General features: G+C 40.5%; 27 protein-coding genes. 7 read left to right on the top strand and 20 right to left on the bottom strand.

Annotated features, from left to right (window positions below):
- Positions 1–18: 18 nt before the first annotated feature.
- Positions 19–2,550: a phosphomannomutase/phosphoglucomutase gene (locus tag ABVT42_RS16660; protein WP_353896913.1), complete on the top strand. Its 2,532-nt coding sequence runs from the start codon at positions 19–21 to the stop codon at positions 2,548–2,550.
- 9 nt (positions 2,551–2,559) lie between these two features.
- On the top strand, positions 2,560–3,150 hold the full coding sequence (gene slmA, locus ABVT42_RS16655; RefSeq protein ID WP_353896914.1) for a nucleoid occlusion factor SlmA: 591 nt from the start codon (positions 2,560–2,562) through the stop codon (positions 3,148–3,150).
- A gap of 170 nt (positions 3,151–3,320) precedes the next feature.
- Here slmA and ABVT42_RS16650 read toward each other — a convergent pair whose 3' ends face one another.
- The 11 genes from ABVT42_RS16650 to ubiE form a co-directional block, all read right to left on the bottom strand.
- Positions 3,321–4,367 (bottom strand): hypothetical protein, encoded by a 1,047-nt coding sequence (locus tag ABVT42_RS16650; protein WP_353896915.1) that lies wholly within the window; start codon positions 4,365–4,367, stop codon positions 3,321–3,323.
- Between the two features lie 104 nt (positions 4,368–4,471).
- Positions 4,472–5,113, bottom strand: a complete 642-nt coding sequence (gene pyrE, locus ABVT42_RS16645) for an orotate phosphoribosyltransferase (protein ID WP_353896916.1) — start codon at positions 5,111–5,113, stop codon at positions 4,472–4,474.
- Positions 5,114–5,369: 256 nt separating this feature from the next.
- The gene (locus tag ABVT42_RS16640) at positions 5,370–6,155 is read right to left on the bottom strand and encodes a YdcF family protein (protein ID WP_353896917.1); all 786 of its coding nucleotides are present in this window, start codon (positions 6,153–6,155) and stop codon (positions 5,370–5,372) included.
- Positions 6,156–6,197: 42 nt separating this feature from the next.
- The gene (locus ABVT42_RS16635) at positions 6,198–6,749 is read right to left on the bottom strand and encodes a hypothetical protein (protein WP_353896918.1); all 552 of its coding nucleotides are present in this window, start codon (positions 6,747–6,749) and stop codon (positions 6,198–6,200) included.
- A 237-nt stretch (positions 6,750–6,986) separates the two neighbouring features.
- Positions 6,987–7,754 (bottom strand): twin-arginine translocase subunit TatC, encoded by a 768-nt coding sequence (tatC, locus tag ABVT42_RS16630; RefSeq protein WP_353896919.1) that lies wholly within the window; start codon positions 7,752–7,754, stop codon positions 6,987–6,989.
- 20 nt (positions 7,755–7,774) lie between these two features.
- A complete protein-coding gene (gene tatB, locus ABVT42_RS16625; protein ID WP_353896920.1) occupies positions 7,775–8,311 on the bottom strand; it encodes a Sec-independent protein translocase protein TatB in 537 nt (178 codons plus the stop codon).
- A 17-nt stretch (positions 8,312–8,328) separates the two neighbouring features.
- Positions 8,329–8,598, bottom strand: coding sequence for a twin-arginine translocase TatA/TatE family subunit (gene tatA / locus ABVT42_RS16620; RefSeq protein ID WP_353896921.1), 270 nt, complete (start codon positions 8,596–8,598; stop codon positions 8,329–8,331).
- Between the two features lie 169 nt (positions 8,599–8,767).
- Positions 8,768–9,103: a histidine triad nucleotide-binding protein gene (locus ABVT42_RS16615; RefSeq protein ID WP_353896922.1), complete on the bottom strand. Its 336-nt coding sequence runs from the start codon at positions 9,101–9,103 to the stop codon at positions 8,768–8,770.
- Positions 9,104–9,179: 76 nt separating this feature from the next.
- Positions 9,180–10,817: a ubiquinone biosynthesis regulatory protein kinase UbiB gene (gene ubiB / locus ABVT42_RS16610; protein WP_353896923.1), complete on the bottom strand. Its 1,638-nt coding sequence runs from the start codon at positions 10,815–10,817 to the stop codon at positions 9,180–9,182.
- Between the two features lie 77 nt (positions 10,818–10,894).
- Positions 10,895–11,515 carry a ubiquinone biosynthesis accessory factor UbiJ gene (locus ABVT42_RS16605; protein WP_353896924.1) on the bottom strand — a complete coding sequence of 207 codons (621 nt, stop codon included), beginning with the start codon at positions 11,513–11,515 and terminating at the stop codon, positions 10,895–10,897.
- Between the two features lie 70 nt (positions 11,516–11,585).
- Positions 11,586–12,485, bottom strand: coding sequence for a bifunctional demethylmenaquinone methyltransferase/2-methoxy-6-polyprenyl-1,4-benzoquinol methylase UbiE (gene ubiE / locus ABVT42_RS16600; protein ID WP_353896925.1), 900 nt, complete (start codon positions 12,483–12,485; stop codon positions 11,586–11,588).
- 217 nt (positions 12,486–12,702) lie between these two features.
- Here ubiE and folP point away from each other — a divergent pair, with 217 nt between their 5' ends.
- The 5 genes from folP to ABVT42_RS16575 all read left to right on the top strand — a co-directional run bounded on the left by folP (position 12,703) and on the right by ABVT42_RS16575 (position 16,713).
- On the top strand, positions 12,703–13,569 hold the full coding sequence (gene folP, locus ABVT42_RS16595) for a dihydropteroate synthase (protein ID WP_353896926.1): 867 nt from the start codon (positions 12,703–12,705) through the stop codon (positions 13,567–13,569).
- A gap of 34 nt (positions 13,570–13,603) precedes the next feature.
- Positions 13,604–14,941, top strand: a complete 1,338-nt coding sequence (gene glmM, locus ABVT42_RS16590; RefSeq protein WP_353896927.1) for a phosphoglucosamine mutase — start codon at positions 13,604–13,606, stop codon at positions 14,939–14,941.
- Positions 14,942–15,012: 71 nt separating this feature from the next.
- Positions 15,013–15,426, top strand: a complete 414-nt coding sequence (locus ABVT42_RS16585; protein WP_353896928.1) for a CBS domain-containing protein — start codon at positions 15,013–15,015, stop codon at positions 15,424–15,426.
- 151 nt (positions 15,427–15,577) lie between these two features.
- Positions 15,578–16,285: a glucosaminidase domain-containing protein gene (locus ABVT42_RS16580; RefSeq protein ID WP_353896929.1), complete on the top strand. Its 708-nt coding sequence runs from the start codon at positions 15,578–15,580 to the stop codon at positions 16,283–16,285.
- Positions 16,282–16,713 (top strand): hypothetical protein, encoded by a 432-nt coding sequence (locus tag ABVT42_RS16575; RefSeq protein ID WP_353896930.1) that lies wholly within the window; start codon positions 16,282–16,284, stop codon positions 16,711–16,713. Before ABVT42_RS16580 ends, ABVT42_RS16575 begins: the two co-directional genes overlap by 4 nt.
- Before the next feature lie 255 nt (positions 16,714–16,968).
- Here the strand turns inward: ABVT42_RS16575 and nqrM are convergent, their stop codons facing one another.
- The 9 genes from nqrM to ABVT42_RS16530 all read right to left on the bottom strand — a co-directional run bounded on the left by nqrM (position 16,969) and on the right by ABVT42_RS16530 (position 25,245).
- A complete protein-coding gene (gene nqrM, locus ABVT42_RS16570; protein ID WP_353896931.1) occupies positions 16,969–17,220 on the bottom strand; it encodes a (Na+)-NQR maturation NqrM in 252 nt (83 codons plus the stop codon).
- Positions 17,221–17,295: 75 nt separating this feature from the next.
- The gene (locus tag ABVT42_RS16565; protein ID WP_353896932.1) at positions 17,296–18,258 is read right to left on the bottom strand and encodes a carbon-nitrogen hydrolase family protein; all 963 of its coding nucleotides are present in this window, start codon (positions 18,256–18,258) and stop codon (positions 17,296–17,298) included.
- 46 nt (positions 18,259–18,304) lie between these two features.
- A complete protein-coding gene (locus ABVT42_RS16560; RefSeq protein WP_353896933.1) occupies positions 18,305–19,312 on the bottom strand; it encodes an FAD:protein FMN transferase in 1,008 nt (335 codons plus the stop codon).
- Positions 19,313–19,423: 111 nt separating this feature from the next.
- Complete coding sequence (gene nqrF, locus ABVT42_RS16555) at positions 19,424–20,650, bottom strand: NADH:ubiquinone reductase (Na(+)-transporting) subunit F (RefSeq protein ID WP_353896934.1); 1,227 nt, start codon at positions 20,648–20,650, stop codon at positions 19,424–19,426.
- Between the two features lie 19 nt (positions 20,651–20,669).
- Positions 20,670–21,278: an NADH:ubiquinone reductase (Na(+)-transporting) subunit E gene (gene nqrE / locus ABVT42_RS16550; protein ID WP_353896935.1), complete on the bottom strand. Its 609-nt coding sequence runs from the start codon at positions 21,276–21,278 to the stop codon at positions 20,670–20,672.
- Positions 21,278–21,922 carry an NADH:ubiquinone reductase (Na(+)-transporting) subunit D gene (locus ABVT42_RS16545; RefSeq protein ID WP_353896936.1) on the bottom strand — a complete coding sequence of 215 codons (645 nt, stop codon included), beginning with the start codon at positions 21,920–21,922 and terminating at the stop codon, positions 21,278–21,280. The genes nqrE and ABVT42_RS16545 overlap by 1 nt, the downstream gene beginning before the upstream one ends.
- Positions 21,922–22,683 (bottom strand): Na(+)-translocating NADH-quinone reductase subunit C, encoded by a 762-nt coding sequence (locus tag ABVT42_RS16540; RefSeq protein ID WP_353896937.1) that lies wholly within the window; start codon positions 22,681–22,683, stop codon positions 21,922–21,924. The genes ABVT42_RS16545 and ABVT42_RS16540 overlap by 1 nt, the downstream gene beginning before the upstream one ends.
- Entirely contained in the window at positions 22,673–23,902 is a 1,230-nt protein-coding gene (locus ABVT42_RS16535; protein WP_353896938.1) for an NADH:ubiquinone reductase (Na(+)-transporting) subunit B, read from the bottom strand. Before ABVT42_RS16535 ends, ABVT42_RS16540 begins: the two co-directional genes overlap by 11 nt.
- Complete coding sequence (locus ABVT42_RS16530) at positions 23,902–25,245, bottom strand: Na(+)-translocating NADH-quinone reductase subunit A (RefSeq protein ID WP_353896939.1); 1,344 nt, start codon at positions 25,243–25,245, stop codon at positions 23,902–23,904. Before ABVT42_RS16530 ends, ABVT42_RS16535 begins: the two co-directional genes overlap by 1 nt.
- Between the last annotated feature and the right edge of the window lie 254 nt (positions 25,246–25,499).

Genomic DNA, 25,499 nt, shown 5'->3' with positions numbered 1-25,499 from the left:
CCGGATCGGAGATGTCTAGTGAAGATCAATAAAGATAAAGAAAAACAACAACAAAAAGTTAAAGCTAAAATTAAATCGAATACCTTGTTGTCATACGCATTACCTTACCTAAGTTTGTGTGTGCTAACGATTATATTTGTTGCTATCGTGCAGTATTATTTGGTGGTGGTGCAACCGGCAGAAGATCGCAACGATACCTTTGTCGATGTGACGATGACTTCTTATATGGAGCTGGTCTTAAGTCGCTTGGAGTCAATAAAACTTTCTTCGCAATCCATTTTAAATGACCCTGATGTGAAGCAGATTCTCCGTCGCTCTAATCCGGCTGAAGTAAAGCAAATCGAAGAAGACTTACAAAAACGATTGCACAGTGTGGTTGGTGTGCGTTTACTCGATGATGATATTCATGATGTCGACGCACAATCAAAACCGGTGATTACCAATGTTACTCTGCAGCTATTGCGCCAGTTAAAAACAAATAACGATATCATGCCAGAAGCGATTAACTCTGGCTCGGACAGCCAACATATTGCCGTGATATTTAAGGTTTTTGGTACGAGTAAAGTGGCACTAATTGGTGTGGACTTTAAAATTTTTAATGAAGCGTTACCTAAAGAGAGATTAGTACCAGGATATTATGAGTTTTTGCAAAGTTTTGCGAATCAAAATAGAACGATTACTGCAATTGGTGATGCACAACTGAAATCTGGTGATGCGATGGGAATTGCCAGTGTACCGCACACTCATTGGCGGATTGCTTTTTGGCCTGCCGAGCCTGATAAGTTTAATTATCGTTTAGAGTTAATGTTATTTTTTGGTGGATTATTTCTGGTAATGGTATTGGTTGGTGTCGGCGGCTTTTTGGGACTTAAAAAGCTCCAGACTATGGTGCGTAGTGATGCATCAAACTTTGTTAAATGGTTAATTGATAGTTCAAATGAAGCCAAGCCACAGGCAATCCCAGAGCTCGAACTACAAGTGTTTGAGGATATGGGTAAGACGTTATTGCGTGAAGGTTTTACCTTAAGCACGCAAGCGCCAGAAAAACAACCGGCCGAACCTGCCAAACCGCAGCCAGCAATTGAACATGAATCAGGCTCGTTAATTCGAGCATTATCATCTAATACAAATACAGAAGAGGGGTTAGAAATTATCAATACTCAAGAACCGGAGCGTTCGGCAATTTCAGCAAACATATTTAGAGAATATGATATTCGTGGAATTGTTGGTGACACATTGAACGAAGAAATTGTTAAAGAATTAGGTCGGGCAATTGGCAGCGAAGCGTTTGAGCGAGGTGAGCAACGTGTTGTGGTCGCCAGAGATGGCCGACTATCTGGCCCATCATTGCTTGATGCATTGAAGCAGGGGTTGGTGGAAAGTGGACGAGATGTTATTGATATTGGCGAAGAGCCAACGCCGCTACTTTATTTTGCCACTAACTATCTTGATGCAAGCAGTGGTGTGATGTTGACTGGTAGCCATAACCCAAAAGATTATAATGGACTAAAAATAGTTATTGCCGGTAAAACGCTGTCGGGTAAAGAGATTCAGGAACTGCGCGAGCGCATCGAAAAAGGAAATATGGTGAAAGGCAGTGGAAGTGCTGAAACCATGTCGGTAACACAGGATTATATTGCTCAAGTGACTGGTGATGTTGCGTTAGCCCAGCCGCTAAAAGTGGCGGTTGATTGTGGTAACGGGGTTGCTGGAAAAATTGCACCACAGTTATTGCAGGCTCTTGGCTGTGAAGTGGTCGGGCTTTATTGTAAAGTTGATGGCAATTTCCCTAACCACCATCCTGATCCTAGTAAGCCTGAAAATCTGCAAGAATTAATTGACTTGGTCAAATCAGAGCAAGCCGATATTGGTTTAGCTTTTGATGGTGATGGTGATCGCTTGGGAGTGATAGATTCAGAAGGTAATATTATCTGGCCGGATCGTCAAATGATGCTTTATTCGATGGATGTGCTATCTCGTAACCCCGGCGCTGATATTATTTTTGATGTTAAATGTACCAAGCATTTGTCAAAAGTTATTTCCAGTAATGGTGGACATCCAATCATGTGGAAAACGGGGCACTCGCTGGTAAAAGCCAAAATGCGCGAAACTGGTGCGCTGCTAGCGGGCGAATGTAGTGGCCATATTTTCTTTAAAGAGCGCTGGTACGGATTTGATGATGCGCTATATACCGCCGCAAGATTACTGGAGATTTTATCTGCTGATACACGAAAATCTGCCGAAATTTTCAAAGCGTTACCCAATAGCGAAGTTACCCCTGAAATTAATATTAAGATTGGTGATGAGCGTAAATTTGATTTTGTGAGTCGTTTAGCAAAGCAGGGGGCTTTTGGTGAAGGAAAAATGATTGATATTGATGGGGTTCGGGTTGAATACGCTGATGGATGGGGATTAGTTCGAGCATCGAATACAACGCCAAATCTAGTTATCCGATTTGAAGGTGATACACAAGATGCAGTCGAGCGGATCAAGAAAATATTTAAGCAGCAAATTTTGATGGTGGATAGTAGTCTCAATTTAGAGTTTTAGGAGATTTTAGTGGCCGATAAAAAAACAAATAGAAAACAGGACATTTTGCAAAGTCTCGCTCACATGCTAGAAAATGATTTGGGCGATCGTATCACAACTGCTCGCTTGGCAAAGGAAGTCGGTGTTTCTGAGGCTGCACTGTATCGTCACTTTCCAAGTAAAGCGAGAATGTATGAATCGTTACTGGATTTTTGCGAAGAAAGTATTTTTAGCCGAGTCAACACAATTAGTGAGAACGAGCAAAGTAGTCTTGAAAAATGTTATTTAGTTGCTTCATTGGTGCTTAATTTTGCCCATCGAAATGCAGGAATTTGTCGATTACTAACCGGCGAAGTTTTGCTGGGCGAAACACAACGATTAAAAGAGCGTGTATCTCAGTTTTTTGAGCGTCTTGAAACACAGTTAAAACAGATAGTTCGTGACGCTGCTATTGCGGCGGGAAAGTCGACTCTGGATGCCGGTGCAATGGCAAAACTCATGACAACGATTATTGAAGGGCGTTTACAGCAGTTTGTGCGTTCCAGTTTTAAAAATGCACCTTTGGAAGGATGGGATAACCAATGGAAAATATTGACTCAAGGATTAAGTCAAAATCATTGAGTTTTGATGGATTGCGTTGGTAGTAATTGGATTTAATTGTGTTTCAATTAATGCACTAAATGTAATCTATCTGACTAATGAAATATAAAAAAGAGGCTTTTAGCCTCTTTTTTATTGGTTTTCTGTTAAGCATAAATCGGTTTAAAACAGTACAGCAAGCAGCTTTGATTTTAACTGTTAATTGTTGATTCAACCAATTTGAGATAGTTTTTTCTTACGTTTTTAACAAAGTCACTTTTACACAAATCTGCACCTTGCTCAGATTCATTGCAAGTAACTTCAAAAACAATTTGGCTTTTATTATTTGGGGCTGGAATTTTTGAAAACGATAAGGCAATGTCCGTTTCCTTTTCTGGTTTAGATGTCAGAATAAGGGCATTTGTAATAATTTCAATTTGTCCCGAAGCATTATCTTTGGCATAAACTTGAGCCAGCTGCCAAGCTTTTTGGCAATCAGCTATTGATGCACAGTCATAAATAACTGGGCGACTACCATCATTTTGTGGGCTTTCCTGTTTAATTGTTCTGCGTAGCGATTCGAGTTTTTTATAGCGAATAATATCTGTTTCAAATCGGCTTGCGACATCCACTTTTTCTTCTTCCAGTGTAGCAATACTGTTAATATTAGTATCAATTTGGGCCTGTGTTGCTTCAATATCACCTTGTAATATTTTGGGAATTTTTTGGCCTAGGCGTTCATGAGTGGCGGCTTGACGTTGTTGATCTTCAAGTTGTAGCTTAAGTAAGTCCGATTTGCTTCCCTGAATTTTGATGCGTTGCTCAAGTGCCAATAACTGTGCATCACGATTTCGAATAATATCGCTAATAGAACTAAACTGTCTGAGTAATTCAGCATCACTTTTAATTTTTAATTTGAACTCGTACTCTTTTTTCTTTCTCTCTATTTCTTTTAAGCGCTCTTGCTCTTCTTCACCAAGTGTTTTTCCTGGCCCAACCCGTTTGATAATTTTTCCCTGGTCATTAATTACATCGTAACCAGCAGCAATCATTTCGTTTGTCAGCTGGTCTTTTACAATCATGTTACCTTCAGAATTTTTAAAGCGATAAAACTGTTTGGCAAAAGTAACCGTACTTAATAAAATTAAGAAGGTTAATGATAAAGTGGTAATAAAGTTTTTCATAGTTACATCAATTAATGTTTTTGTGTTCAAATATGCTTTCAAACCATTTTGGCTACCATTGTTTTCCTTTTTCATTAAATGCTGATTAATTTATGCCGTTAGAAATGGCATAAATCAAATTGTCGATAATCTGCAATTTGGTGATAACAGATTACCAGATAAATCACATGCTAGTTTCGCTAAATCCCATATTTATTGCGATATTGTGAAACAGTCTCAACATATTTTGATAGCGAATCACTAGTGGACAGGTAATTTTGCAAGTCTGATAAGGTGATAATAGCATATACCGGTAAATTGTATTCTTTTTCGACTTCCTGGATGGCTGATAGTTCGCCCTTTCCTTTTTCTTGACGATCTAGTGCAACAATAACACCTGCCGGTGTTGCTCCCGCATTTTTTATAATATCGATCGATTCTCGAATAGCGGTTCCTGCGGTAATAACATCATCAACTATCATGACATTTCCGTGTAATGGTGCACCTACTAGGCTTCCGCCTTCGCCATGGCTTTTTGCCTCTTTGCGGTTGAAACAAAATCCACAATTTCGTTGATGATTATTGGCTAATGCTGTAACTGTTGCGGTACCAAGTGGAATACCTTTGTAGGCCGGACCAAACAGCATATCAAACTCACTGTTCGCTTTGACCAGTGTGGCTGCATAGCAGTTACCAAGAGTGGCCAGATCTTGTCCTTGATTGAAATAGCCTGCATTAAAAAAATAGGGGCTGATTCGGCCAGATTTCAGGGTAAATTCACCAAATTTTAACGCCTGGCGTTCGATAGCTAACTGAATGAACTGTTCTTTTATATTATTCATAGTTTCAGGTCGATATTGAGTTCCGTGTGAAAATAAAGTATTTGTTAATCATGGCTTAGCTAAAGTAAGCCGATGTTATTGAATAACCATTCATTTTAACCGAGTTAATCAAAGGCAACAATTAACCATTTTTAAATTATTGTTATAGTTGTGCGAGTTTCATTTCGATATTTTAAACAGTGTTGTTTAACTGCTTGATATTTATAAAAAATAATTTAGCTCTCAGCCAAAGCTATAGTTGTAACAACTTTGTCTTTTAATAACGCAGGTCATACCAGATTTGTCCTAATATTTCGTGTAAAGCCGCACTGCTTTGCAAGAGCGCTTGTGGATCGGGTAAAAAACGCGTCCAAAGTGTATTTTTCGCACGACTGCCTTGAAATACGGTTGCTGCTGGAATAATTTTTATCCCTTGGGCAGCAAATGCCCTTTGTGCTCTTGGCATGTGTAAAGCATGAGTGACCAAGACGATTTCATCAATATTACTTTGTTGAAGCAATGCCACTGAATAGCGGGCATTTTCTGCGGTATTTTTACTGTCTGACTCTATCCATTTAGGCGCAATACCAAAACTTGAAATCATCACCTGATTCATAATGACTGACTCTGCCGTCGCTTCATCGAACACTCTTCCACCTGAAAGTAAAATAGGAAGACCTGTTCTTTTATGCAGCCAACTGGCATAGTGCAGTCTTTGTAGTGTTTTTGAGTTAACGGTATCGATATCACCATATTCTGGTGCCAGATTGATCCTTCCCCCAGATAATACGACGATTGCTCGGTTAACTGAGTCGTCATTGGCAAGGTGCTTCACTTGCTGATGTGATAACGCGCTGTTTGCTTCAATTTGTTTAACTAACAGATCCGAAGTACTTGGCAAACTGAGTATTAACAGACTTAACAAATTAACCGTTATTAACGTGGTCATACTCTTGCGGTACTTGCCGATTAGCAACAGCGCAATGAAAGCAATCAGCAGATTGATACCCGGTGGTAATAAAATTGCCTTAAAGGAATAACTAAGAAAGATATCAAAGCTCATAATCAACAATTACCCCGTTATTCAATCTTTATCAAAAACTGATTATTTTATTCGTTTGACTTTGGCTTTCGTGCGAAAGCCCTCAATGCGCATATCGAAAGAACCTAGAATCCCGCGGCTGATGGTTGCTTTGGGGGATTGTAATTTGGCATACCCTTTTGATTCGCTAATTACTTTCCACTGCTGGCCATTTTCTAGTTGAATGATGGCGCCTTTTTGCCAGCCTTTAAACTGACCAACTATATGGCTTTCAATACTTTGTAATTGTTCCGATGGCGTTGTTCTTTGGCCAAACTCTTCTGCTTGTTGTTGAAGCAAATCATCTTGCGTTTTTGATTCAGTAACTGGTTGTTTAGCGTTATTTTGAGCTTCCTCTAGCTGTTTTGGCATGGTGTTAATCGAATCGGATTTGCTCGATGTATTTTTTAACGTTGGCTGTTTTTGCTGCGCGCTAGCGATTTTGTCATAACAGGTTAAACGTTCGAGATTATCGATAATCTTGAGGCAGTGAGTGATGTCTTGTGCCTGCGCAGATTGCATGAATCCTAGACTAATGAATGGGGCAATAATTGAAAGTTTAAGTAGCTTATTCATTGATGACATTCCTCATAAGTGACTTTCTTGGTTGATAAATTTTTTATTACCCATTGTTTGACCCACAGCCATTATCTTCATAGCGTTTTATATTTATATTTATATTTATATTTATATTTATATTGGCAATTACTCGATGTTTCTTGAATGATTTCTTGGTGGTTAAGTTTCTTTTGGCCAACTTGATGTTATGTGTTTCTCGCCAACTGGCAAATTATAAATTGGCGACTTAGCAAATTATTCTGCATTTGGCTGCGAATCTGATCTTTTAATACCAGCAAATAAAATGCCCAATTCAAAAAGAATCCACATGGGAATCGCCAGTAATATTTGGGAAAAAATATCTGGCGGGGTCAATAACATACCCACCACAAACACACCAACAATGACATAGGGGCGTTTCTCTCGTAAGCTTTCTACGGTAGTCAGTCCAGACCAAACCATTAAAACTGTCGCTATCGGAATCTCAAAAGCTAAACCAAAGGCAAAAAACATTTTTAAGACAATATTTAAATAGCTGGAAATATCGGGTAACACTTGAATACCTTCTGGACCAGCATGAATTAATATGGCCCAGGCTAACGGAAAAACCACAAAATAGGCAAATGCTTGCCCTAAATAAAATAAGATAACACTGGAAAAAAGCAGTGGAAAAGCAAAGCGTTTTTCGTGCCGATATAACCCTGGTGATATAAATGCCCAAGCCTGGTGCAAAATGTACGGCATGGCAATAAAAACGGACAAAATTGCGGTCATTTTAAATGGTGTTAAAAAGGGGGCGACAATGTCTGTCGCGATCATTTGAGAAGACTCTGGCAAGTGTTTTTGTAATGGCGCTGCGAGCATTAAATAAATGTCATTTGCCCAATAAATGAGGCTGATAAAAACAACCAGAACCGAAAGTACTGCGCGCAATAATCGATTACGCAATTCCAATAAGTGAGCCAATAATGGCATATCGGTATCGTTGATCGATGTTTGTGAATTATCACCTGGTGTTGTCATGTTGATGAATTACTTATTTGTTAGGACGCAGGCGGTGCAGGCGTAGTTGGAGGCTGTTGACTAGTCGCCGTACTTGCTGAAGATTTCGACTTTTCGACTGATAAATCTTCTTTCGGTGAGTCTTCTCTTTGATTTGAGCTTTGTTTGTCTTGGCTCGGTGCAACTGACTTTTGAGATTGCTGAGTGTCTGATTGGGTTTGTGACAAATTTGAGTCGGCTTGATTAGTGGGCGAAATGTTTAGATTTACCGGTTGATTGACTTGATTGACTTGATTGGCAATCTGGCTGAATCCATCTTGGAATTCATGCAAATCATCGACAATCTCATTGAGTCCTACTTTGTTTTGTAATCTGGCTTTGCTCTCGGCCAGCTCTCGCTGAATATCTTGTATTTGTAGTTCCCGGTCAATTTCAGTTTTCATGGTGTTAAAGCTCTGTTTGGCTTTGCCAACCCACAACCCAACGGTTCTAATTGCGCGCGGCAAGCGTTCTGGCCCTAACACCAGCAGCGCAATAATACCGATTAGCAATAATTCCAAAAAGCCAATATCAAACATAGTCGTCGTTTAGCTGGTTATTTGGTGTTTTCTTTATCTTTGACGGCGCGTTCTTTATTTGTATCGTCTTTGACGATTTCTCCTTCGATGATTGTTGAGCGCTCTTGCTGTTCGATAGAACCGGCTTTTTCAGCATCGGCATTTTTATCGTTTTCGCCATCATTGACCGCTTTTTTAAATCCTTTAAAGGCCGAACCTAAATCGGCTCCCATATTTTTCAGGCGCTTTGTTCCAAATAATAAAATAACAATAATTAAAATTACGACTAACTGCCCAAAACTTAACATGGCCTTTCTCTCTTAAATCAACAAGTTAATACCGATTTTTAAGGTACGATATATTATAAAATTCAGTCTTATGAAAATCATTTAATTTTCATTGAGATTAATAACGACAGGAGGCAATTATTAATCAGCGTATTAATTTATCACTTTTTAGATATTGTTGCTGCTTTATTTAAGCAAACGGCATTGCACTACCGCCCAGCAGATGGACATGAATATGAAATACTTCCTGACCACCACCTTTGCCGGTATTAATAATGGTTCTAAAACCGCTATCAAGCCCTTGAGCTTTGGCTAATTCTGGTAACAATAACATGATTTTTCCCATAAGTTCGCGATCTTCTGGTAACAATTCATTTAAGCTGGCAATGTGTTTTTTGGGAATAACGAGTAAGTGTACCTTGGCTTTGGGGGCAATATCTTTAATCACAATCACATCATCATCTTCATAGACTTTATCTGATGGGATCTGATTTTGATTTATTTTACAAAACAAACAGTCGTCCATTTTTTTCTCCAAATTTTTCAATAAGTTATGAAGTGACAGGATAATTGAAAATTATTACATGGGTTTTGACAAACCATCAGGTCCTGAAAGATACCACAAAACTAATGAATGACAAGCCCAGTAAAATGCTGGTTTTCCAATCTTGAGATAAGCCAAAAGATATATCCGACAAAGCGATTAAAACCAAAGCCAGACCCAGTAAAGCAAAGCGCAGACGTAAAGCTGATTGCTTTTGGCTAGCTTTTAGTGATTTCACTGAGAGGATAAGCTGTTGCTGATACGAGGCTGATTGCAAAGAGTGCTCAAGCAGTTTCGCCGCTTTTTCGGGCATATCAGGAAATTGCTCAAACCAGTCAGGCAGTTTCCTTTTGATTTTGCGGTAGATGGCGCGCGGTCCATAAGATTGTTTTAGCCAATCTTTAAGGAAAGGTTGAGCGGTTTCCCACAGATCTAATTGCGGATAGAGCTGACGACCCAACCCTTCAATATAAAGCAGGGTTTTTTGTAATAATACCAATTGTGGTTGAACTTCCATTTCAAAACGTCTTGCGGTTTGAAACAGTTGTACTAAAAAGTGGCTGAAAGATATTTCGTCTAAGGCTTTGCCAAATATTGGCTCGCAAGCGGTTCGAATGGCTGACTCAAATTCTTCGGCAGAAATATGCTCTGCAATCCAACCTGAGGCGAGGTGCAGTTCTGCAATCCGCCGATAGTCTCGATTAAAAAAGGCTACAAAATTTTGCGCTAAATAGCGTTTATCAGATTCATTTAGTGTGCCCATTATGCCACAATCGATTGCAATATAAGTTGGATTTTCCGGATCGGAGGCATCGACAAAAATATTGCCAGGGTGCATGTCGGCATGAAAATAACTGTGTTTGAATACTTGAGTAAAAAATATTTCAACGCCACGGTGCGCCAGTTTTTGCATGTTTACTCCCGCAGCTTTCAATTGCGCGACTTCGCCGATAGGGATGCCGCGTATGCGCTCTTGTACCATAACCTGAGGCTGACAGTATTCCCAATAAACACTCGGCACATATAATACCGGATTATCAATAAAATTATGCTTGAGTTGACTGGTATTGGCCGCTTCAATTCGCAAATCCAGCTCGTTAAACAGGGTTGTCTGATAGTCGGCGATCACTGTTTTGGCGTGTAATCGACGGCCGGTGGATGAGTATTTTTCGAACCAGGTGGCAACCAGGTGCAGTAATTTTAAGTCAGCTTTAATTTTTTTCTCAATGCCAGGGCGAATAATTTTAACAACCACATCTTCACCAGTGATTAAGCGGGCTCCGTGCACTTGAGCAATAGAAGCTGATGCCATTGGCGTTTCATCAAAAAAAGCAAAACATTGGCTGATGGGGTGACCCAACTGTGCCTCAACGGTAGCTATGGCAAGTTGCGAATCAAAAGGCTGGACTTTGTCTTGTAGTTTAGCGAGTTCAAAAGCAATATCGTCTGGCAGTAAATCCCGCCGAGTAGAAAGCATTTGCCCAAGCTTGATAAAAATCGGCCCGAGTTCGGTCAATGCAAGATTCAGTCGCTGACCGCGACTTAACTGTTTGTTATTGTTTCGAGTTAATGCAAATAACTTGAGAACTTTAACCACTCGCGATAGTGGTGTCGGTGCAAGAAACTCATCTAGTCCATGACGTACCAAGACTCGATTGATAACAAATGCACGATGTAATGTTAAAAGATTGGTCATACTAACAGTTCATTTATTGGTTTTTTAACAAACTTAACTTTATCTGCCTGACTATATATCTTTGCACAGCGGTTAAGTTATTTTTGAAAATTTTGTTCAAGTCGTGACACTCTGGCGCTTAAGCGGTCAGCCTGACTGCGTAGTAAATCAATATTATCAAAAAATATAGCTTGTTCGCTGGCCGTGGGAGTTACCCGAGCTTCTTCCTGCAAATATTCTGGAATATTTTGTTGTGTCGCTTTAAAAAGTGATTGACCAAAATTAAACAGTTGGCTAATTCCATCTGTTATCGTTTGACCCGCAATATCCCCAAAGATGCCTGTTATGGGCTCTCGCCAATCAATTTGCAACGCTTGAATATAGGCTTGAAACTGACGTGCGGTATTTATTTCACCTGTAAAACTTAATTCTCCGGTAAACAGCGCATCGCCAGTATTTTCTTGAAGAGCGGCATTTAAAAAATCAGTCAGTTTACCACTGATACAGGCCGAGACTGGACGGTTACAAAAGTCATGAATCACCAGACTTTGTCCAGGAAACATAACATAGTAGTTAATTTGCCAGTCAATGATTTGTAAGTGAATGATTTTGCCTGCAAATGGGACTAAACCTTGATGCGCTTGTGGATCGAGTGCTAAAACTCGGTTAGCAAGTTGTTCAAGGCAAGTTGCCGAAAGCTGATTGATCGAATGTTTCATTGCTACCTTGGCATGTGCATAATGAGTCGCTAAATTTAACTGACTGAAAGTTAATTACCGATTGATAAATTTAATACTTAAAACCTCGATGAAGCGCAACGATACCACCCGTTAAATTATGGTACTGACAATCTTCAAAACCCACTTGTTCAAACATTGTCTTCAAGGTTTTTTGATCGGGATGCATACGAATAGACTCAGCTAAATATTGATAACTTTCAGCATCACCGGTAACCCATTTTCCAAACCTTGGCAGTAAGTGAAATGAGTACTGATCATAAATTTTGTTTAACCATGAATAGATCGGCTTGGAAAATTCAAGCACTAAAAGTCGCCCGCCAGGTTTTAACACCCGAAACATTGATGCCAGCGCTTGCTCTTTGTGGGTAACATTGCGTAAGCCAAAAGCAATGGTAATGCAATCAAAGGTGTTGTTGGCAAAGGGCAAGCATTCTGCATTGACTTGAGCATATTGAATGTTTTGACATAATCCTTCATTGATTAATCGGTCACGGCCAACTTTAAGCATTGAGTCATTGATGTCAGCTAGAATAATTTGACCTTGAGGCCCAACTCGCGGCGAAAAAAGCGCGGTTAAATCGCCCGTACCACCCGCTAAATCTAAAATCTTGTGGCCTGGTCTTGCACCACTCATTTCAATGGTAAAGCGTTTCCACAGCCGATGGACGCCACCTGACATTATGTCATTCATCAGATCGTATTTTTGTGCAACTGAGTGAAATACACTGGCAACCCGTTGTTGTTTTTCTGCGATATCAACCTGCTGAAAACCAAAATGTGTTTTCTCTGCCCTTTGTTGGGATGCTTGTTGACTCTCGGGATGACCCTTTTCAGTATCGTTGAGGTTGATGCCGTTTTTGTCCGAATGATTATCTTGAGAGAGATGATCATTAGAGTGGGTTGCATCAGAGTGATCGTTTTCAGAATTGTTTGCTGAGGCGTAGGACATGGGGTTATCTTTGATATCTCATTCGTTTGGTGCCCAATTATAGCAAGAGAATAAAAGTGGGTCAGCTCGAATCCGCCTATATTGGGTGGTAAAGCGTTAATCGATCTAGATCAAGTGTCATGATCGCTTGACTACCACCGACAGCACTTTTTTGTCATAATAAATGCTTGTCTGAAAAAACACCGTGTTTCAGGTGGTTGTTTGAAGAGAACCGATATTGCAAACTACACAATCTGATACTAAATGCTCTGATACTAAAATTGTATCTCGTCATCCAATATATCAACAAAATGTACCAATAATCATGGGCATTTTAAATGTCACTCCCGACTCATTTTCTGACGGTTCAAAATTTAATCAACGCGATAAGGCAATTGCTCATGCTGAACAAATGCTAGTCGATGGGGCTGATATTATTGATATTGGCGGTGAATCGACTCGCCCTGGCGCGGCAGAAGTTTCGGTAAACCAAGAGCTTGATAGGGTTATTCCGATTATCGAAAAAGTGAAATCCTTGGGAGCAAAAATTTCGATTGATACCAGCAAACCTGAAGTGATGCTCGCTGCAGCTAAAGCTGGTGCTGATATGTTGAATGATGTCCGAGCGCTTTCTATGCCGGGAGCCCTTGATGCTGCGGTAGCAAGTCAGTTGCCTGTTTGCCTGATGCACATGCAAGGTATGCCACAGACTATGCAAAAGAATCCGAATTATTCGCAAGTCGTTTCTGAGGTTTTGGCCTATTTAAAGCAACGTGTGGATTGTTGTGTTAAAGCTGGGTTAGCGCGCGCGTTATTATCGGTGGATCCAGGTTTTGGTTTTGGAAAAACACTGCAGCATAATTTGCAGTTACTCCAGCATCTCAATCAATTTAAGCAATTGGGATTACCTGTTTTAGCTGGATTATCTCGTAAATCGATGTTAGGACAAATAACTGGTCGGGAAGTTGATGACCGACTGGCTGGGAGTTTGGCGGTTGCTTTAATCGCAATGCAAAATGGTGCTGCTATACTCCGCGTACACGATGTTAAGCAAACGCTTGATGTTAAAAAGATCTTTCTGGCCCTCCAGTCGGTCAGTAAATGAAATGATGAAAAATTAATTGCTTCAGGAGACATCAATGTCGAAAAGAAAATACTTTGGAACCGATGGGATTCGTGGAAAAGTCGGAGAATATCCAATTACTCCAGAGTTTGTACTAAAACTGGGATGGGCGGCTGGAAAAGTATTAGGCTCCTCTGCCAGAGATCGTATTGTTATTGGAAAAGACACTCGAATTTCAGGCTATATGTTTGAATCGGCATTAGAGTCGGGAATCATTGCGGCAGGGATGAATGTACAATTATTGGGCCCCATGCCAACGCCGGGTATTGCTTACTTGACACGAACCTTTCGAGCTGCTGCAGGAATTGTTATTTCTGCGTCGCATAACTCCTATCTTGATAACGGCATAAAGTTTTTTTCATCTGACGGCTTTAAATTACCCGATGAAGTTGAACTTGAAATTGAAGCAATGATCGATCAGCCAATGACCACTGTTTCTGCTGAAAAGTTAGGTAAGGCAAAAATCGTGCAAACGGCAGCAGGGCGCTATATCGAGTTTTGTAAAGCGACAGTTCCGGCCTCATTATCATTAGAAGGGATTAAAATTGTTGTCGACACTGCCAATGGGGCTGGCTATTCCATCGCTAATAAAGTTTTTCGTGAGTTAGGTGGTAATATAATCTCAATTTATAATCATCCTGACGGGTTAAATATTAACAAAAACTGCGGCGCAACAGACTTAGATGCATTGGCGAAAGTTGTGGTTGCCGAACAGGCAGATTTGGGAATCGCGCTTGATGGCGACGCTGATCGACTGATGATGGTCGACCACAATGGTGAAGTGGTTGATGGTGATGAGTTATTGTATATCATCGCAAAAGATGCGAATAATCGTGGCCAGTTAGGTGGCGGTGTTGTTGGCACCTTAATGTCAAATTTTGGATTGCAAAAAGCCTTCGAAGCCGATGGTATACCATTTGAACGAGCCAAGGTTGGTGATCGCTATGTGATGGAATTAATGCAAAAGCATGGCTGGAAATTTGGCGGTGAGTCATCAGGGCATCTGGTTTGTCTTGATAAAAATACGACGGGTGATGGAATTATTTCTGCGTTACAGGTTCTTGCAGTAATGGCGACAGAAGGAAAAACGCTCGCAGAACTTAAGCAAGGCATGAGCAAAGCACCGCAAACCATGATTAATGTAAAGGTGACAGAAAAAACCGATCCTATGAAGCATGATGCTATCGTTAAAGCCGTCGCTGAGGTGGAGCATGAGTTGGCAGACAGTGGACGGGTGTTGCTACGTGCTTCTGGCACCGAACCATTGATCCGCGTCATGGTTGAAGGGAATGAAGCCAGTGTTGTGGATAAATATGCCAATCAATTGGCTGATGTCGTCAGAAATACACTATAATCAAATTAAAAGGGCCTGATTAAAAAACTGCAAGGCTGAATAATTTATAGTGGATTGGTTAAGGGGTGACTATGTTAAAATCGGTAACCGTTAAAGATTATATGACTTCAGCAATGATAACCATGAAGCCTCATGTTGATATTGTGGAGGCTGCGCAAACTTTACTGGAATATCGTTTATCTGGTGCCCCTGTTGTTGATAATCATAATCGGGTTATTGGTTTTCTCTCGGAAAAAGATTGTTTACATACGGTATTAAGCGCGGTTTATAATCAGGATTATGGTGATTTGGTTTCCGATCGCATGTCAACACAGCTAAAAACGGTTCATCCCTCAGATAACATTACCGATGTTGCTGAAAAATTTTTAAAAGATGGGGTGCGAATGTACCCCGTAATTGAAAAAGATGTTTTAGTCGGCATGATTTCGCGGCAAAGTGTTTTAAATGCTTTTTGCCGATTGAGTGCTACCCGTCCCAAGAAATAAATTGATAATGGTTGGTTAATTCGTTTACAAAAATTTAGTGTAAAGTATTAATGCAGGCTTATCGTTCTTATCGATTTCGTATTATTCCTGGTTTTTAAAATTCAAGTTCTCTATCCATAAAACACAAATTAATTTGTGAAGGTGAAAACGAATGATTAACCAATCGGTCGGTGAAGGCGGTCAAAACCAAAAAAACGATACCTTGACTGTTCAACAGTTACTGAACCATAATCACTATTTAATTCCCGATATAAAAACGCTTGATGAAGATGGATTGATTGGGCCAATGACAATCAATGCAATTCGAACTTATCAAGCTAAAGTTGTCGGAATGAATCATCCTGATGGATTGGTTGAGCCAAGTGGCATAACGCTCAAAACTTTAATTAACAACAAACGTAAACCAAGGCCAGCCAATGTCTGCGCTTTCATTGATAAAACGCTAACTGCTGCGCAAAGTGTTAATGCTAAATATCGTGTGCCTGTTTCTATCATTATTGCACAAGCTGCCCTTGAGTCGGGGTGGGGTAGAGCAGTAAAAGATAATGCCTACTTTGGAATAAAAGCGCATAATACTCAAGGAAGTACCACTACCTTTACCACGACAGAATATGAAAATGGTAATAAAATAACGATTGAAGATAGTTTTAGAGCCTATGCAGATTTTGCAGAGGCTGCGGAGGATTATGGACATTTTCTAACGACCAATCCGCGCTATAGTCAGGCATTTTTATATGCCAATGAACCTGATAAGTTTGCCGAAGAGTTACAAAAAGCGGGTTATGCAACTGATCCGCAATATGCCAATAAACTCAAATCCATTATATCAACTTATTATCTTGATGATTTTGATCAATGATAAAACGTTATAATTACTCACATTGCAAGCGACGGTATGGTAGAGTTGTTTTGCTGCTATTGAGTATTTTTGTTAATTTCTCATGTACCGATCAAGGGGCAAATAATCGTGAAGAATTGTCAGCTAATAATCTAGATACTCAAAATACTCAAGTTGATGAAATGCTGATTAATCAGTCTAAAGTGATTATCCAGCAATATAAATTGACTTCGATTTCGATTGACTGTTTAAGTCTGAGTATTACTGATGATTTTTTTGAAGGAAATAGGATCGTTGATATACGAGAAAAGCATAGTTATCCATGTAAAGGGGATCCGGATACCCAACCTCGTCTATTTAGTTTGATATTTGACCGTGGGTCAGATAAAGTCTGGACCGATGCAAATTCGCCGGTTGGACAAATGGCGTTATTAAACAAGACAGATTAACTCCTACTTTACCATCTAAGAAAATAATTTAATAAAATTCATTTTGTCTATTCATTTTTAAAGGGTTTTGGCTTTAAAAGCTTATGCTGATTTTAAAATATGATAGAGACAAAAATATTTGCCGTTCATCTTCGATACCGACTCAATGCAGTTAAACATAACAAAAGATGATTATTGTGTTTAACTGCGTATAAATGTTTGAATGTTTTGATTGGAAAAGATAGGCTAAACTAAAATCAAGTTATGTGGCTGAAATCAGTTATCATCCATCACTTTTATATCAAGTGGAGCTCTTGCTGCATATTCGGCTTTTCTTTCAGCTTCTTGTTGAGCAAGTAGTTTTTTTCTGTTATCACAAGGCTCATCACAGTCACACATTTTTTCTAGCCCTAATGATGAAATCCCGCCGCAGCTACCGCTGATTTTCTTTTGTTGAAAAATATAGCCAACTGCCATTATTGCAATAACAATTAACATAAGCACAAAGGTAAATATGAAAACTTTCATTAATATCACTTCTCTAAATTTGTTTCTTTAAAACAGTAAGGCTAAAACAGTAACGCTAAAATATACTTTCCAAGTTTAATCATTAAAATTAACCGTTGTCTGACGCTTTCGGTTAACCGTTAACTGGGTGATGTCGGGCCGTGAGTAATGCCCAGCCGGATCGAAATTTTGTCTTTCTTGTCTGACTTTGGCAAGATCTATTTCGGCATAATAGATCCCTTCGTTACCAACTTGTGGCGGTATCACCCAACTACCATCGGGGGCTGCCAGACACGAACCACCGTTAGCTAAAAAGTCAGTGCCTAATTTTTTAATCGATTGTAGTTCTTCAATCTTACTATCAATATCTTGTGGGCGCATCAGTCCTGAAACTGACATCACAAAACTACGCCCCTCTCTGGCGATAACGGATGTTAAGTCACGCGTATTTCGCTCGTTACCTGGCCAGACCGCCACATGCAGGTTTTCGCCTTGAGCATACATAGCTGCGCGAACCAATGGCATCCAGTTTTCCCAGCAATTGAGGCCGCCGACGGTAAATCCTTTTAAGGGGTGAGTAACCAAGCCATGCCCGTCACCTGTTGACCAGGCTAGTCGCTCTTCGTAAGTTGGCATCAGCTTGCGATGTATTGATTGTATTTGACCCGTTTGGTCAATATAAACCAGACTACAGTATAGACTATGACCTGCACGATCTAGCGGTCGCTCAATGACACCAACATAAGTTGCAATGTTTTTCTGCCTAGCGATATCACATAAAGTCGCTAAGTCACCCCGCTCAATTTGGATCGCTTGCTCAGCATAATGGGCGAAAATTGATTTTTGCTCAACATTATCAAATCGGGCGCCATCAGTTAACTCAATCCAGAATGGGTAGCCGGGAACAATAGCCTCGCCGAAAGCGATTAAGTCACAGGCATTGTCGGCCGCTTCAGATAGGCTCTGCGCAATTTTATCCAACGTTGCTTTACGGTTAAGCCAAACCGGTGCTAGCTGCCCGAGTGCGACTTTCAGCGTATCAGAAGTTGAATTCGACAATGATGTACCCTTGATTAGATTATGCACAGTGTCATAGTATAATTTACTACAGATAAGGTTTAAAGTTGTCGTTATAAACTTCTTTAAATCCGTCCTCGGATTTTACTAGCATAAATATTGGTAACTGGTGTTGGTTGGCAAACTTTAACGCTTCGTCAGGTCCCATGACCATGAGCGCCGTTGCCAGCGCATCTGCTAACATGGTTTGTGGATGCAATACAGTAATTGAGGCGAGTTGGTGAGTGATTGGATAGCCTGTGGTCGGATCAATCGTATGTGAGTAGCGTTTGCCATCTTTTTCAAAGTAGTTGCGATAATCTCCCGATGTCGCCACTCCGAGTCCATTGGGGGTAATAATTCGCTGAATGGCACGCTCTTGAGTAACTGCCGACTCGATGGCTATCTGCCAGGGTTTACCACGTGCATTGATTCCTTGACTGGCCAGTTCACCTCCTATTTCAACTAAATAGTTCTGACTGCCGCTGGCTTTAATTATTTTAGCAATCTCATCGACAGCATAACCTTTGGCAATGGCCGAAAGGTTAATTGAAATATTGGCTAAATCTTTTTTGACGCAGTCTATTTCAATATGTACATGCTGTGAGCCAAACTGTTTCAAGATGCTGTCAATTGTACTTTGAGGTGGGATCGCATCATGGGTTTGCTTTTTGTCAAACCCCCATAGTTCAATGAGTGGTGCAAGAGTTACATCAAATTTTCCTGCAGTTTGCTGAAATACTTCGAGTGAATTTTGAATAACAAATCGAGTGTTCTCGGAAATGGGTTGGCAGTCTGTTGTATGTGCTCGATTAAACAAAGATAATTCTGAATCTTCGATATAGGTTGACATGAGCTGATTGATTTTTTCGAGACGATTATCAATTTTTTGTTGTAGTTGCTCAGGTGCAATGGCATTTTTTTCAAAAGTTACCTGATAAGTTGTACCCATTGTAAACCCCGTTAACCGGGAATATTTTTCTTCAGGCTGACAAGAGCAGAGTAAAACAAACACAAATGTGATGAGTATACATTGTATGATGGGGGTATTTGACATGATTAGCTGACCATTTAGTTTGTTTGCTATACTTTCTAAAGGTATTTGAAAGTGCTTGCAGAATTAAAAAAGGGCAGTTGAACTGCCCTTAAATAGTGTTGTTGGTGTTGGCTATCCGCCAAAGTCATCAAGGAAGATATTATCGCGCTCAACACCTAAGTCTTCAAGCATCTTGATAACTGCCGCGTTCATCATGGGCGGTCCACACATATAGTATTCACAGTCTTCTGGTGCTTCATGATCTTTTAAATAGTTTTCATAAAGTACATTATGAATAAACCCAGTGTAACCTTCCCAGTTGTCTTCGGGCATTGGATCTGACAAAGCAACGTGCCATTCAAAATTTTCATTTTCTGCTGCAATACTATCGAAGTCTTCAACATAAAACATTTCGCGTTTGCTTCGTGCACCGTACCAGAAAGTTACCTTGCGATCAGTTTTTAAGCGTCGGAACTGATCGAAAATGTGTGAACGCATTGGCGCCATACCTGCACCGCCACCAATAAAGACCATTTCACTTTTGGTTTCTTTGGCAAAAAATTCACCGTAAGGTCCTGAAATTGTCACTTTATCGCCGGGTTTTAAATTAAAGATATAAGAGGACATTTTACCCGCTGGCAGAGACATATTTCGCGGCGGTGGTGAAGCTATCCGAACATTGAGCATAATGATGCCTTTTTCTTCTGGATAGTTCGCCATTGAGTAAGCTCTGATAACCGGCTCTTTTGATTCTGCTTCAACATCCCACAACTTAAAGTGATTCCAGTCTGAGTGATACTCTGGGTCAATATCAAATTCGCTGTATTTTAATTTATAAGGCGGACATTCAATCTGAATATAACCACCAGCGCGGAAAGGAACGCTTTCGCCTTCTGGTAATTTTAGTTTCAGCTCTTTAATGAAAGTTGCTTTGTTATCATTTGAAATAACTTCACATTCCCATTTTTTTACACCGAAAACCTCTTCAGGTAACTCAATTTCCATATCTTGTTTAACATTAACCTGACAAGATAAGCGATAACCTTCACGTGCTTCACGCTTATTAATATGACTTTCTTCAGTTGGTAGCAATGAACCGCCACCTGATTTCACTTTACATAAGCATTGACCGCAGGTACCGCCACCGCCACAAGCTGATGAAACGAAAATTCCGCTATTTGCCAATGCGCCAAGCAATTTTCCACCTGCCGATGTAGTAATAGATTTATCATCTTCGCCATTAATGTTGATTTTTACATCGCCACTACTAACGAGACTCTTCTTGGCCGCCAGAATGATCATCACTAACGCCAGAATGACGAGTGTGAACATGGAAACGCCAACAATAATTTCTTGCATAGTCTTAATTTCCTTTGTGTTATAACTGGACGCCAGAGAATGACATAAATGCCAGTGCCATTAGGCCAACTGTAATAAATGTAATTCCCAGACCACGTAAGCCATCAGGAACGTCACTATATTTCATTTTTTCACGAATACCGGCTAGTGCAACAATTGCTAGAGCCCAGCCAAAGCCACTGCCAACCCCATAAACGACCGACTCAGAGAAAGTGTATTCACGCTGAATCATAAACAAGCTGCCACCTAAAATTGCGCAGTTTACGGTAATTAATGGTAAGAAGATGCCAAGCGCCTGGTAAAGAGAAGGCACAAATTTGTCTAAAAACATTTCCAAAATTTGTACTATCGCTGCGATAACACCAATATAAACAATCAAGCCTAAAAAGCTTAAATCGGTTTCAGGCAAGCCCGCCCAGTCTAAAGCGCCTTCTTTAAGTAAATAGGTATATAACAGGTAGTTGGCTGGCACAGTGATTGTTTGTACAACAACAACTGCGATACCTAGACCGATTGCCGTTTGTACCTTTTTTGAAACAGCCAGAAAGGTACACATACCTAAAAAGGCGGATAGCGCCATGTTGTCTACAAAGACAGAGCGAATAAATAAACTAATAAAATGTTCCATTAGTTTGACTCCTCAACTTGCTCTGGTTTCCAGGTACGTAATGCCCAGATAATAAAACCAATCACAAAGAATGCACTTGGTGGTAATAACAATAAACCGTTGGTTTGATACCAACCGCCATCTTTAATGGGATGTAATATAGTAAAGCCAAGAATGCTGCCTGAACCTAACAGTTCACGAATGATTGCAACCAGGATTAATATGGCCGAGTAGCCAAGGCCATTACCAATACCATCAAAAAAGCTCATTACAGGGCCATTTTTCATGGCGTAAGCTTCGGCACGTCCCATAACGATACAGTTGGTAATAATCAAGCCAACGAATACCGATAATTGTTTGGCTGTTTCAAAGGCGTAAGCTTTTAAAAACTGGTCAACAATAATGACCAACGAAGCAATAATTGTCATTTGAACAATAATTCGAATGCTTGACGGTATTTGTGAACGAATCGTGCTGATCAACAGGTTTGAAAATGCTGTTACCAGAGTTAATGCCATGCTCATAACCAGCGCCGTTTCTACTTTACTGGTAACCGCCAACGCACTACAAATACCCAAAACCTGAAGTGCAATTGGGTTGTTGTCGGCGATTGGCCGAGTGACAACCTTTTTAATTTCTTGAAAATCAAAAGTTACCGCAGTCATTAGGCGTCTCCTGTATTCACATCAAGTTTTGCCAGGAATGGTCCGAACGCATCGTCACCCATCCAGTATTTCAGCATGTTACGAATACCGTTAGTGGTCATCGTTGCACCAGATAGCGCGTCAACTTCTGAATTTCCGTTGCCGCCACCTTTTACCAGTTTCAAGACTGGTTTGCCGTTGTTATCCAGTAATTGTTTTCCCGGCCATAATGCTAACCAGTTTGGATTGTCGACTTCACCACCAAGACCCGGGGTTTCGCCATGCTCGTAAAATTTAAGGCCAACAATTGTTTGTTTATCTGACTTTAATGCGATAAAACCATAAAGCGTAGAAAACAGTCCGCTACCGCGAATCGGTAAAATAATGGTTTCAACTTTGGCACCATCTCTTACCAGGTAAACAGAAGCAACTTTTGAGCGACGCTTGATTTTAGCAATGTCATCTTCAATTTTGATACTGGTTGCCGGATCTTTAGCATTTTGTCGCTGGTTAAAGGTTGCTGGATTATCCACACTAACAAAGCGACCGGTTTCAATGTCAACAAACTTGCGTTCAATATTGGCAAAAGCTTGTTCAATATCGGTATCCGGTTTAAACAAGTTTGCCGCCACTAAAATATTTTTCTTTTTATCTAAAGAGGCGTTAGCCGTTTGTTGATCTTTTAGCGAAACCGCAGTCGTCGATACCAGTACCGAGCACACCAGACATAGTGATACAGCAACAATAATGGTTTTAATAAAAGAGTCGTTATTAGCTGACATAACGTTTTGCCCTCCGTTTAATATTCGCTTGAACAACGAAATGGTCGATAAGAGGTGCGAATAAATTCGCAAATAAAATGGCCAGCATCATGCCTTCGGGGTAAGCCGGATTGGCGACACGAATCATGACACACATTGCACCTACGAGTGCGCCAAAATAGAATTTGCCTTTATTGGTTAATGAGGCTGAAACCGGATCGGTTGCCATAAACATCATACCAAATGCAAAACCACCAGTAACCAGATGCCAATACCAAGGCATTTGGAACATATGATTGGTTTCACTGCCTATCGCATTAAACAGCAATGACGATGCTATCATACCAAGCATTACGCCAGTAATAATTCGCCACGAAGCAATTTTGCAGTAAACCAGAGTTAGGCCACCAATTAAAATCATTAGTGTCGAAACTTCACCTATAGACCCTTGAATCAATCCAAAGAAGGCATTTTGCCATTGCTCATTACCTATCGCATCGAAAAATGATAACGCAAACAGTTCATTCATTGTGCCTTGTGCAGCAGCTGCCAGTGGTGTCGCGCCAGTAAAGCCATCAACCACAGTCCAGACATCACCGGCCATGTTTGTTGGATAAGCGAAGAATAAAAACGCACGACCTGCTAATGCTGGGTTCAAGAAGTTTTTGCCGGTTCCGCCAAATACTTCTTTAGCAACAACAACCCCAAAACTGATACCGATAGCAACTTGCCATAGCGGAATATCGGGGGGCAGAATCAGTGCAAATAAGATTGAAGTAACAAAAAAGCCTTCGTTAATCTCATGACCGCGTACAGAAGCGAATATTACTTCCCAAAAACCGCCAACAATAAAGGCAACGGCATAGATGGGAATAAAGTACAGTGCACCAATGAACATCGCACTCAAGGTGTCTTTTGAATATTCTGCACCAAACAGGTTCATCATCCAGCCATGCCAGCCTTCCAGTTGGGTTGCGCCAGTGACTGCCATTGCATCAACTGCCTGGTAACCAACATTATACATTCCCCAAAACATTGCCGGGAAGGTACAGGCCCAGACGAAAATCATAATCCGTTTTAAATCAATATTATCTCTTACATGAGAGGCATTGTGGGTAACGTGACCTGGAGTATATAAAATTGTGGTTACAGCTTCGTAAAGTGCATACCATTTTTCATACTTACCCCCTTTTTCAAAGTGGGGCTCAAGGTGGTCGATGTATTCTCGTAAACTTTTCATCAGCCTTCCTTTTCAATGGTGGTTAAAACATCCCGCAGGATCGGGCCATATTCATACTTGCCAGGACAAACAAAGGTACATAAGGCTAAATCTTCTTCATCAAACTCAAGACAGCCTAATTGCTGAGCGTTGTCGGTATCACCAACAACCAGCGCTCGCAGCAGTTGGGTTGGTAAAATATCCCAAGGCATTACTTTCTCATAAGTACCAATTGGCATGATTGCGCGCTCACTACCACCGGTAGACGTGGTAAAGTCGAACTTTTTGCCGCCACTCAAATGGGAAATAAATGAGCGAGTGATAGAGAACTTATCTTTACCAGGTAAAATCCAGCCAAAGAACTCTTTTTCACGACCTTCTTTTAGCACGGTAATTTGATTGTGGTAGCGTCCTAAATAAGCTCGGTGATGAACGGCTATGTGGCCATTAAATACCGAACCCGAGATAATTCTTTCATCAGTCGCATCAATTTGATTTGTGGTCAGTTGTTCAGTATTTGCGCCGATGCGGGTTTTGATCAAGCGAGGCGCTTTAACCAGTGGACCGGCCAAAGAAATAACACGATCAGTATACAGACGACCAGTAGTAAACAACTTGCCAATGGCAATCACATCTTGATAGCCAATATGCCAGACAGCTCTTTTATCATTGACTGGTTTTAAAAAGTGGATATGTGTACCCACGTTGCCAGCCGGGTGAATACCACTGAATGCTTGGTAAGTTGCTGCAGGGTTTTGTGCCAGATCATGTTTTTTATCGCCATCGTAACCAACAAACAGCTCTCCGGCGGTCAAATGCTTGATAACACTCAAACCATGGTTGAATGAGTCAATTTGATGCTGAATGATCACCATCGGGTCTGCGGCTAGTGGGTTGGTATCCATTACCGAGACAAATATAGCAGCCGGTTCGCTGTCTATGGCCGGAATTTTACTCATTGGTCTGGTTCTAATGCTGGCCCACATACCAGATTCAACCAAATTATCAACAACCTGCTCACGCTTAAGCTGATTTAACTGTGCTGGGTCGTATTGGGTAAATTCTTTATATTCGTCACCTTCTATCTCTATTACAACCGACAGAAGTTTACGTTTTGCTCCACGGTTTATTGCTTTTACTGTGCCGCTGGCGGGCGCAGTATAAATTACACCATCAGTTTTTTTATCTACAAAAAGTGGGTCGCCACAACGAACTTTCTGGTCGACGCGCACTTTCATCGAGGGTTTCATACCGAGATAATCTTCTCCGAGTATGCCAACCTCCGAAACTGCTGGCCCTTCAAGAATTTCTTGTTTTGGGCTTCCGTTAATCGGAAGATCAAGACCTTTGTTTATTTTGATCATAGAATTTTCAGTGGTAAAAAAGTTGAATATAAAACGCCTAATATAGTTTAAAACCACTATAACTGCTTAATATGAGCCTTCAGACCAAGGTACACAGGGGCGTGGTTAAGACGTACAAACACCTAAATTGTTTAATGCTCATGCAACCCGTTATCAACGGGGTGATTTTGGGCGCGCGTATTATACGGGGTTCGGGCGATAATTGACCAGAGGAAACTGGAAAATAATAAAGAATTAATTATTCCATCGGCTCA

Origin of the sequence: Aliikangiella maris, from assembly GCF_040719265.1 — a bacterium.
GTDB lineage: Bacteria > Pseudomonadota > Gammaproteobacteria > Enterobacterales > Kangiellaceae > Aliikangiella > Aliikangiella maris.
The sequence above is the reverse complement of the archived record's forward strand: the minus strand, read 5'-3'. Positions and strand labels throughout refer to the sequence as shown.

Bases quoted from the DNA above. Each gene is read 5' to 3' on its own strand.
- tatB (WP_353896920.1), bottom strand. From the start codon at position 8,311: ATGTTTGATATTGGCTTTTTGGAATTATTGCTAATCGGTATTATTGCG.
- tatC (WP_353896919.1), bottom strand. From the start codon at position 7,754: ATGACAACACCAGGTGATAATTCACAAACATCGATCAACGATACCGAT.
- tatA (WP_353896921.1), bottom strand. From the start codon at position 8,598: ATGTTAAGTTTTGGGCAGTTAGTCGTAATTTTAATTATTGTTATTTTA.
- ABVT42_RS16560 (WP_353896933.1), bottom strand. From the start codon at position 19,312: ATGTCAAATACCCCCATCATACAATGTATACTCATCACATTTGTGTTT.
- ABVT42_RS16650 (WP_353896915.1), bottom strand. From the start codon at position 4,367: ATGAAAAAGGAAAACAATGGTAGCCAAAATGGTTTGAAAGCATATTTG.
- ABVT42_RS16615 (WP_353896922.1), bottom strand. From the start codon at position 9,103: ATGGACGACTGTTTGTTTTGTAAAATAAATCAAAATCAGATCCCATCA.
- ABVT42_RS16530 (WP_353896939.1), bottom strand. From the start codon at position 25,245: ATGATCAAAATAAACAAAGGTCTTGATCTTCCGATTAACGGAAGCCCA.
- nqrF (WP_353896934.1), bottom strand. From the start codon at position 20,650: ATGCAAGAAATTATTGTTGGCGTTTCCATGTTCACACTCGTCATTCTG.
- nqrM (WP_353896931.1), bottom strand. From the start codon at position 17,220: ATGAAAGTTTTCATATTTACCTTTGTGCTTATGTTAATTGTTATTGCA.
- ABVT42_RS16545 (WP_353896936.1), bottom strand. From the start codon at position 21,922: ATGACTGCGGTAACTTTTGATTTTCAAGAAATTAAAAAGGTTGTCACT.
- ubiE (WP_353896925.1), bottom strand. From the start codon at position 12,485: ATGTCCTACGCCTCAGCAAACAATTCTGAAAACGATCACTCTGATGCA.
- ABVT42_RS16605 (WP_353896924.1), bottom strand. From the start codon at position 11,515: ATGAAACATTCGATCAATCAGCTTTCGGCAACTTGCCTTGAACAACTT.
- ABVT42_RS16575 (WP_353896930.1), top strand. From the start codon at position 16,282: ATGATAAAACGTTATAATTACTCACATTGCAAGCGACGGTATGGTAGA.
- ubiB (WP_353896923.1), bottom strand. From the start codon at position 10,817: ATGACCAATCTTTTAACATTACATCGTGCATTTGTTATCAATCGAGTC.
- nqrE (WP_353896935.1), bottom strand. From the start codon at position 21,278: ATGGAACATTTTATTAGTTTATTTATTCGCTCTGTCTTTGTAGACAAC.
- ABVT42_RS16640 (WP_353896917.1), bottom strand. From the start codon at position 6,155: ATGAGCTTTGATATCTTTCTTAGTTATTCCTTTAAGGCAATTTTATTA.
- ABVT42_RS16535 (WP_353896938.1), bottom strand. From the start codon at position 23,902: ATGAAAAGTTTACGAGAATACATCGACCACCTTGAGCCCCACTTTGAA.
- ABVT42_RS16585 (WP_353896928.1), top strand. From the start codon at position 15,013: ATGTTAAAATCGGTAACCGTTAAAGATTATATGACTTCAGCAATGATA.
- ABVT42_RS16540 (WP_353896937.1), bottom strand. From the start codon at position 22,683: ATGTCAGCTAATAACGACTCTTTTATTAAAACCATTATTGTTGCTGTA.
- pyrE (WP_353896916.1), bottom strand. From the start codon at position 5,113: ATGAATAATATAAAAGAACAGTTCATTCAGTTAGCTATCGAACGCCAG.
- ABVT42_RS16635 (WP_353896918.1), bottom strand. From the start codon at position 6,749: ATGAATAAGCTACTTAAACTTTCAATTATTGCCCCATTCATTAGTCTA.
- ABVT42_RS16580 (WP_353896929.1), top strand. From the start codon at position 15,578: ATGATTAACCAATCGGTCGGTGAAGGCGGTCAAAACCAAAAAAACGAT.
- glmM (WP_353896927.1), top strand. From the start codon at position 13,604: ATGTCGAAAAGAAAATACTTTGGAACCGATGGGATTCGTGGAAAAGTC.